The organism is Brevundimonas sp. UBA7534, assembly GCF_002479325.1.
Classification (GTDB): domain Bacteria; phylum Pseudomonadota; class Alphaproteobacteria; order Caulobacterales; family Caulobacteraceae; genus Brevundimonas.
This window is the reverse complement of the sequence record NZ_DLMO01000167.1, coordinates 2,156-9,760: the sequence shown is the minus strand read 5'-3', so window position 1 is coordinate 9,760 and position 7,605 is coordinate 2,156. Positions and strand designations below refer to the sequence as shown.

9 protein-coding genes and 1 tRNA gene are annotated in these 7,605 nt (G+C 68.2%); 4 read left to right on the top strand and 6 right to left on the bottom strand.

Annotation, left to right across the window (positions count from 1 at the left end; genetic code table 11):
- Positions 1–130: 130 nt before the first annotated feature.
- Together serS and B2U11_RS14095 are read right to left on the bottom strand one after the other, a co-directional pair.
- Entirely contained in the window at positions 131–1,627 is a 1,497-nt protein-coding gene (serS, locus tag B2U11_RS14100; RefSeq protein ID WP_292072647.1) for a serine--tRNA ligase, read from the bottom strand.
- Between the two features lie 88 nt (positions 1,628–1,715).
- On the bottom strand, positions 1,716–2,069 hold the full coding sequence (locus B2U11_RS14095) for a phage holin family protein (RefSeq protein WP_292072645.1): 354 nt from the start codon (positions 2,067–2,069) through the stop codon (positions 1,716–1,718).
- Positions 2,070–2,180: 111 nt separating this feature from the next.
- Between B2U11_RS14095 and B2U11_RS14090 the strand changes: the two genes are divergently transcribed.
- The 3 genes from B2U11_RS14090 (at position 2,181) to B2U11_RS14080 (ending at position 3,405) form a co-directional block, all read left to right on the top strand.
- Positions 2,181–2,618, top strand: coding sequence for an HIT family protein (locus B2U11_RS14090; RefSeq protein WP_292072643.1), 438 nt, complete (start codon positions 2,181–2,183; stop codon positions 2,616–2,618).
- 60 nt (positions 2,619–2,678) lie between these two features.
- Positions 2,679–2,754, top strand: a tRNA-Thr gene (locus B2U11_RS14085).
- A 24-nt stretch (positions 2,755–2,778) separates the two neighbouring features.
- Entirely contained in the window at positions 2,779–3,405 is a 627-nt protein-coding gene (locus B2U11_RS14080; RefSeq protein ID WP_292072641.1) for a TetR/AcrR family transcriptional regulator, read from the top strand.
- Here B2U11_RS14080 and B2U11_RS14075 read toward each other — a convergent pair.
- From B2U11_RS14075 to B2U11_RS14065, 3 genes are read right to left on the bottom strand one after another with little or no spacing between them, the layout of a single operon-like run.
- Positions 3,402–4,157, bottom strand: a complete 756-nt coding sequence (locus B2U11_RS14075; RefSeq protein WP_292072639.1) for a prepilin peptidase — start codon at positions 4,155–4,157, stop codon at positions 3,402–3,404. The two genes, B2U11_RS14080 and B2U11_RS14075, sit on opposite strands and share 4 nt — an antisense overlap.
- Positions 4,158–4,190: 33 nt before the next feature.
- Entirely contained in the window at positions 4,191–6,059 is a 1,869-nt protein-coding gene (feoB, locus tag B2U11_RS14070; protein ID WP_292072637.1) for a ferrous iron transporter B, read from the bottom strand.
- A complete protein-coding gene (locus B2U11_RS14065) occupies positions 6,059–6,325 on the bottom strand; it encodes a FeoA family protein (RefSeq protein WP_292072635.1) in 267 nt (88 codons plus the stop codon). Before B2U11_RS14065 ends, feoB begins: the two co-directional genes overlap by 1 nt.
- A 148-nt stretch (positions 6,326–6,473) precedes the next feature.
- Between B2U11_RS14065 and B2U11_RS14060 the strand changes: the two genes are divergently transcribed.
- Positions 6,474–7,004 carry a c-type cytochrome gene (locus B2U11_RS14060; RefSeq protein ID WP_292072633.1) on the top strand — a complete coding sequence of 177 codons (531 nt, stop codon included), beginning with the start codon at positions 6,474–6,476 and terminating at the stop codon, positions 7,002–7,004.
- 6 nt (positions 7,005–7,010) lie between these two features.
- Here B2U11_RS14060 and B2U11_RS14055 read toward each other — a convergent pair.
- Positions 7,011–7,605: efflux RND transporter permease subunit (locus tag B2U11_RS14055; RefSeq protein WP_292072631.1), on the bottom strand; the 595-nt coding region annotated here is incomplete at its 5' end.

Here is a 7,605-nt window from a genome sequence, read left to right as displayed (position 1 = left end):
CCGCTCATCCCGGCGAAAGCCGGGACCCAGTTCTGTCGCTTGGCAGTGCGTTGGACCAAGGGCGTGCGAACCTTTGCCGCCTTCGGCCCAAAGCACTGGGTCCCGGCTTTCGCCGGGATGAGCGGAAAGTTCATTGAGCACCGCCCACGACCTTCAGACCGCCCATATACGGCTGCAGAACAATCGGCACGGCGATCCGGCCGTCCTCCTGCTGATAGTTCTCCATGATCGCCACCAGCGTGCGCCCGACCGCCAGGCCGGACCCGTTAAGCGTATGGACGAACTCGGTCTTCTTCTCGCCGGCGCGCTTGAACCGCGCGTCCATCCGCCGGGCCTGGAAGTCCCCGCAGTTCGAACAGCTGCTGATCTCGCGATAGGTCCCCTGGCTGGGCAGCCAGACCTCCAGGTCGAAGGTCTTCTGCGCCGAAAAGCCCATGTCGCCCTTGCACAGCAGCATCCGCCGGAACGGCAGCTCCAGCGCCTTCAGCACAGCCTCGGCGCAGCCCGTCATCCGCTCGTGCTCGGCGTCGGAATCCTCCGGCCGCGTGATCGACACCATCTCGACCTTCGAGAACTGGTGCTGACGGATCAGCCCGCGCGTATCCCGCCCCGCCGACCCCGCCTCGGCCCGGAAGCACGGCGTCAACGCCGTCATCCGCATCGGCGTCGCCAGATCATCCTCGGACAGGATGCTCTCGCGCACGAGGTTGGTCAGGGAAACTTCGGCGGTGGGGATGAGGTAGCGCTGATAGCTCGCACGGTCGCTCGCGACAGACCGGAGTGCTTCTTCCCTGGTTCTTTCAGCGACATCGAATATGTCCGCTGCAAGTTTGGCGATAGCTTCGTTGTCGCGGACCTCGTCTAGCCGAGATAGGAAAGTAGCTGTTCCACCCCGAATAGCCGCGACGAGATCGGCTTCATGCCTCCGCTCTTGAGCCTGAAGCCAACCAGCGCTGGCTGCGAACAGATCATCTTCAAACTTGGGCAGCTGCCCAGTTCCGAACATTGCATCCGGCTTGACGAGGTAGGGCGGGTTCACCTCCAGATAGCCGTGCTGGTCAGTCTGCATGTCCAGCATGAACTGACCCACGGCCCGCTCCAGTCGCGCCAGCTGCCCTTTCAGCACCGCGAACCGCGCGCCCGACATCTTGGCCGCCGCCTCGAAGTCCAGCAGACCCAGCGCCTCCCCCAGGTCGGCGTGATCCTTGGCCGGGCCGTTGCGACGCGGCTCGCCCCAGGTCGAGACCTCGACATTGCCCGCCTCGTCCTCGCCGTCCGGCACGTCCTCTGCCGCCAGATTCTTCTGCGCCGCCAGCAGGTCGCGCAGTTCCTTGCCGACCGACGCCTCCACCTCGGCGGCGGCGGCGATCTCGCCCTTCAGCGCCTCGACCTCGGCCTTCAGCCGGTCGGCCTCAGCCATGTCCTGACGGCCCATCGCCGCGCCGATCAGCTTGGAGGCGGCGTTCCTTTTCGACAGGGCGTCCTGCCCGGTCGTCTGCGCCCGGCGCAGCTCAGCATCCAGCCGCAGGATGTCGGCCACCAGCCCGTCGGCCGCGTCCACCCCGCGCGACGACCAACCCGCCACGTAAACCTGGGGGTTCTCGCGAATGGCTCTGATGTCGTGCATGGTCGGAAACTTCGGTCAGGCGGGAGAAGCCGAACGCTCTAGCCTCCTGAACGGAGTCGGGCAACGCGCCACGCGGTTTCGCGCCGTGTCAGGCCCGCTCGCCGTCGCCGATGAAGGCGCCCGCGATCCAGCTGACCACGCCGGTCACGATGGCCGCGCCGATGCCCGCCCACAGGCCGTCGACCGCGAACCCGTCCAGGAACATGGCCGTCAGCCCGATCATGGCGGCGTTCACCACCAGCAGGAAAAGGCCCAGCGTCAGCACCGTGATCGGAAAGGTCAGCACCACCATGATCGGCCGCACGATGGCGTTGACCAGCCCCAGGATGATCGCCGCCGCGATCAGCGAGCCGTTGTTGGTGAAGTCCACGCCCGGCACCACCTGCGCCGACAGCCACAGCCCGGCCATGGTCACCACGGCCTGTATGATGAAACGGATCATGACGCCCTCCGAAAGGTTCAAGCTTCGCCATAATGCACGAAACGTCGGAAGGCTCCCCCTTCCCGCCTTCGACTGCTAAGCGAGGGCCGGACCCAGCCGACGGAGACCCCGATGAGCCTGCACGGCGACTATGATCCCGACAACGTCTTCGCCCGCATCCTGCGCGGCGACATGCCCTCGGTGAAGGTCTGGGAGGACGATCAGGTCCTGGCCTTCATGGACGTCTTTCCGCAGTCGGAGGGTCACGTCCTGGTCATCGCCAAGGCGTCCCAGGCCCGCAATCTTCTGGAGGTGGAGCCGGAGGTCCTCAGCCATATGGCCCTGGCCGTGCAACGCACGGCGCGCGCGGTGGAAAAGGCGCTGCGCCCCGACGGCCTCAGCGTGATGCAGTTCAACGGCGCGGCGGGCGGTCAAACCGTCTTCCACCTGCATTTCCACATCATCCCGCGCTGGGAGGACCGGCCGCTGAAGGGACACGGCCACGCCCCGATGGCCGACAGCGAGACCCTGAAGGCCCTGGCCGACCGGATCGCCGCCGAGCTGGACTGAAAGCCGGCTTGCGCCCGCGGCGATCCGTCCGCATAAGGCGCGCTTGCCCGACGGGGCGAGGCCGGTTTAGCTCAGCTGGTAGAGCAGCGGTTTTGTAAACCGAAGGTCGCGGGTTCGATTCCTGCAACCGGCACCATTCACCCCTTCCCTGTCCGAGGGCATGGCCGACACAAAGAACAAGCTGGGGCACAAGATCGGCGCGCGGGGCGGCCGCACGCGCCAGGCCATCCTCGACGCGACCCGGCGCCTGCTGAACGAGCGGCACTACGGCGAAATCCGCGTCGCCGACGTCGCCTCGGCCGCTGATGTCTCGCCCTCCAACTTCTACACCTATTTCAAGACGGTGGATGAGCCGGTTCTGGCCCTGTGCGAGGCGGCGGCCGACGACTTCCAGGGCCTGGCCAACCATTTCCAGGCCGACTGGCCGGGCGACCGGGCCTTCGCCATCGCCCGCGCCTTCATCCTGGACGTCATGGCCATCTGGCGCGCGCACGGCCAGGTCCTGCGGGTCGAGCACATGCTGGCCGACAACGGCGACGCCGCCTTCGTGGAAAGCCGCGTGCGCCGCCTGCGCCGCCTGCACCTGGCCATCGAACGCCGCGTGGCCCAGGCCCACGCCGCGGGCCTGCATCCGCGCGACTACAATCCGCGCCTGGCCTCCTACCAGATCGCCTCCATCGCCGAATCGACGGCCGCCAGTTTCGACCTGCTGCGCCGCGCCGACACGCCCGAGGCCATCTTGGACACCGCCGCCATCATTGTCGTGAAGCTGACGACGGGCCGCTAGAGGCCCAGCGGGCCGTAGAGCCAGGTCAGCCAGATTCCGATCGCCAGGAAGACGCCGAACGGCAGCCGGTCGCCACCGCTGACCCGCCGGCGCACCACCAGCTGGGCGACGACCACGCTTAGGCCCGCCGCGCAGGCCCAAAGCAGCACGCTGGGCAGCCCGATCCATCCGACCCAGGCCCCCGCGCCCGCGAACAGGAAGGGGTCGCCCCCGCCCAGACCGTCCCGCCCGCGCACGCGCCGATAAAGCCACGCCACGCCCCACAGGACGCCGAAGCCGACGACCAGGCTGAACACGCTCCACCCCGCCCCGCTCCAGCCGTGCAGCGCCCCCGCCGCCAGCACGCCGCTCGCCGCCAGCGGCCAGGTCAGGGCGTCCGGCAGCCAGAAATGCTCGCCGTCGACCAGCGCGATCAACAGAAGTTGCCAGCCCAGCGCCGCCGTGGCGATCGCCGTCGCCGAATCCGGCGCCGCCCATGCGGCCCAGACGCCCACGGCCGCCGCGCCCAGCTCGATCAGCGGATAGCGCGGCGAGATGCGGCTGTCGCAGCGGGCGCACCGGCCCCGCAGCGCCAGCCAGCTGAAGACGGGGACCAGCTCCCACGGGCGCAGCGTGGCCTCGCAGGTCATGCAGCGCGACCGCTGGGTCACCACGTCCATGTCGCGCGGCAGGCGCACGCTGACGGCGCCGATGAAGCTGCCGAAGATCAGGCCCAGGCCGCCCAGGACGGCGACGATCAGAACGGAGGTCATCAGGCAGGGCTCGCGGGGGCGTCTCCCCTCGCCTTAGCCGCCTCCGAGCGCCCTCGCCACATGATAGGTCACGAACGACGCCAGATAGGCCAGACCGAACATGTAGCCGATCATGATCCAGGTCCATTTCAGCGAGTTCGTCTCGCGCCTGACCACGCCCAGGGTCGCCACGCACTGGGGCGCGAAGATGTACCAGGCCAGGAACGACAGCGCCGTGGCCAGCGACCAATGCGACGCCAGGGTCGAGGCCAAGAGGCCCGTCGCATTCTCGGCGTCGGCGATGGCGTAGGTCGTGCCCAGCGCCGCCACCGCCACCTCCCGCGCCGCCATGCCGGGGATCAGGGCGATGACCATCTGCCAGTTGAAGCCGATGGGGGCGAAGATCGGCTCCAGCGCCCGTCCGATCATGCCGGCGAACGAATAGTCGATGGCCGGCAGCGTGGCGTTCTCGGGCGGATAGGGGAAGGTCGCCAGCACCCACAGGATGATCACCGCCGGCAGGATGATCCGCCCCGCCCGGTTCAGGAAAATCTTGGCGCGGAGCCACAGGTTGAAGCCCACGCTTTTCAGATCGGGGACCTTGTAGGTCGGCAGCTCCATCATGAAGGGCTCGACCGCGCCGCGCCAGAACACCTTGCGGATCACCAGAGACACCAAAAGCGCGCTGACGATGCCGGCGGCGTAAAGGCCGAACATCACCAGCCCTTGCAGGTTGGCGAAGCCCCAGACCGTCTCGTTCGGAATGAAGGCGGCGATGATCAGCGTATAGACGGGGATGCGCGCCGAGCAGGTCATCAGCGGCGCCACCAGGATCGTGGTCATCCGGTCGCGCTTGGAATCGATCACCCGCGCCGCCATCACGCCGGGAATGGCGCAGGCGAAGCTGGACAGCAGAGGGATGAAGGCCCGGCCATGCAGGCCGGCGCCGCCCATGATCTTGTCCATCAGAAAGGCCGCGCGAGCCATGTAGCCGAAGTCCTCCAGCGCAATGATGAACAGGAAGAGGATCAGAATCTGCGGCAGGAAGACTAGCACGCTGCCGACGCCGGAAATGATCCCGTCGACGATCAGGCTCTGCAGCAGACCGTCGGGCAGGACCGCGGCGACCAGGCTGCCCAGCCAGCCGATGCCGCCCTCGATCCCGTCCATCAGCGGCGCGGCCCAGCTGAACACCGCCTGGAACATCACGAACAGCAGGGCCAGCAGGATGGCCAGACCGGCGACCGGATGCAGCAGGACGGAATCGATCTTCCCGGTCAGGGTGTCGGGCCGCTCGGGCGGGCGGACATACGCCTTCATGATCCGCTCGGCCTCGCGGGCGGCGGCGCGCAGTTCTGCGGCGTCCGGGCTACGCCACTGGCTGTCCGACAACGCGGCGGTGTCGGACTGGGCCTCGATGGCGGCGACCAGGTCGTCGATCCCGCGCTTGCGCGTCGCGACGGTCGTGACGATGGGCACGCCCAGTTCGGCGCACAGGCCGTCCAGGTCGATCCTCAGCCCCTGGCGCTGGGCGATGTCGTACATGTTCAGAGCCAGGACCATGGGCCGCCCCACGGCCTTCAGCTCCAGGATCAGGCGCAGAACCAGCCGCAGGTTGGTGGCGTCGGCGACGCACACCACCACGTCGGGCGGCGTCTCCCCCGCCAGACGGCCCAGCACGGCGTCGCGCGTCACCTCCTCGTCCGGGCTGCGGGCGCGCAGGGAATAGGTGCCGGGCAGGTCCAGCACCGACATGGACCGGCCGGAGACGGCGCGAACGACGCCCTCCTTCCGCTCCACCGTCACGCCGGCGTAGTTGGCGACCTTCTGGTGCGCGCCGGTCAGGGCGTTGAACAGGGCGGTCTTGCCGCTGTTCGGATTACCGACCAGGGCGACTCGGGCGGTCCTGAGCGAGACGTCCATCAGGCGTGGTCCCGTTTCATCGTCAGGCTGGCGGCCTCGTGCCGGCGCAGGGCGACGCGCATGTCATCCACCTTCATGGCGATGGGGTCGCGGCCGAACAGGCCTTCGTGCATCAGTTCGACGCGCGCGCCTTCGACGAACCCGAGTTCCAGCAGACGGCGCTCCAGTTCCACCGCATTTTCCTGATGGTGACAGTGGCCGCCGACTTCGACGATGACGCCGCGGTCGCCGCGTCGGGCCTGGCTCAGCTTGATGATGTCGCTCAAAATCTACGCTCGATGAGGCGGCCGCCGTCGGCGCCGCGATGTTCTGACACTGATTATCAGCCGCGACCGCCTGCCGTCCAGCAGGACAGCCTGCCCAATTGCCGCGTCGCGATGGTGCGCTATCAAGGACGTCAAACCGGAGCCGCCCATGACCCGCCTCGCCCTCGCTGCGTTTCTTGTCCTGCCCCTCGCCCTGACCGGGTGCGGCGACGGAGGCGAAGCGCCGCCGCAGAGCGCGCCGGCCAAGCCGCCCCGCGTCCTGGCGGATGCCGAAAAGGCCGATCTGCTGGCGTCCCTCCCCGCCCCCTACGACCAGGGCGATCTGGAGAACGGGCGTCGCGCCTTCGCCCGCTGCCGCGCCTGCCACACCATCGGCGAGGGCGGCGCGGACATGACGGGGCCGAACCTCTACGGCGTGTTCGGCCGCAAGGCCGGCGAGCGCCCCCGTTACAACTATTCCAACGCCATGCGGACGGCCGACTTCACCTGGGATGCGGACAGGCTTGACCACTGGCTGCAGAACCCGCGCACCTTCCTGCCGGGCAACAAGATGACCTTTCCCGGCCTGCCCGACGCGACCGACCGGCGCGACGTCATCGCCTTCCTGAAGGTCGAGACGGGCTATCGACCGGAAGCGGCGGAGGAGACGCCGACGCCGACGCCGGCGCCCGCCCCCTGATCGCGCCTATTCCAGCGGGATCGGCTTCTCGCCGCCCTGCCGCATCTCCTGGGCCTCCCATTCCTCGATCTTGCGGGCGGTCCATTCGGGCGACTTGGTGAAGCGCGCCAGCAGGCCGTAGATCACCGGCACCACGAACAGCGTCAGCACGGTGGCGAAGATCGCCCCGGCGAAGATCACCACGCCGATGGTCTGGCGGCTGCCTGCCCCCGCCCCCTGCCATAGCACCAGCGGGAGGGCGCCGAAGGCGGTGGCGATGGAGGTCATGATGATGGGCCGCAGCCGCAGGGAGGACGATTCGATGATCGCCTCCCGGATCGACCGTCCCTGGTCGCGCAGCTGGTTGGCGAACTCCACGATGAGGATGCCGTTCTTGGCCGCCACCCCGATCAGAATGATCAGGCCGATCTGGCTGTAGATGTTCAGACTGGACCCCGCCATCAACAGGCCGAACAGGCCGCCGGCGGCCGCCAGAGGCACCGTCAGCATGATCACGGCCGGGGTGATCCAGCTTTCGAACTGGGCCGCCAGCACCAGGAAGACCAACAGCAGCGCCAGGCCGAAGGCGGCGACGACCGCGCCGCCCGCTTCCTGCTGGTCG

What these genes read in the sequence shown, in the direction of transcription:
- B2U11_RS14080 (WP_292072641.1), top strand. Translation starts at nt 2,779, where the DNA reads ATGGCCGACACAAAGAACAAGCTGGGGCACAAGATCGGCGCGCGGGGC.
- serS (WP_292072647.1), bottom strand. Translation starts at nt 1,627, where the DNA reads ATGCACGACATCAGAGCCATTCGCGAGAACCCCCAGGTTTACGTGGCG.
- B2U11_RS14060 (WP_292072633.1), top strand. Translation starts at nt 6,474, where the DNA reads ATGACCCGCCTCGCCCTCGCTGCGTTTCTTGTCCTGCCCCTCGCCCTG.
- feoB (WP_292072637.1), bottom strand. Translation starts at nt 6,059, where the DNA reads ATGGACGTCTCGCTCAGGACCGCCCGAGTCGCCCTGGTCGGTAATCCG.
- B2U11_RS14090 (WP_292072643.1), top strand. Translation starts at nt 2,181, where the DNA reads ATGAGCCTGCACGGCGACTATGATCCCGACAACGTCTTCGCCCGCATC.
- B2U11_RS14075 (WP_292072639.1), bottom strand. Translation starts at nt 4,157, where the DNA reads ATGACCTCCGTTCTGATCGTCGCCGTCCTGGGCGGCCTGGGCCTGATC.
- B2U11_RS14095 (WP_292072645.1), bottom strand. Translation starts at nt 2,069, where the DNA reads ATGATCCGTTTCATCATACAGGCCGTGGTGACCATGGCCGGGCTGTGG.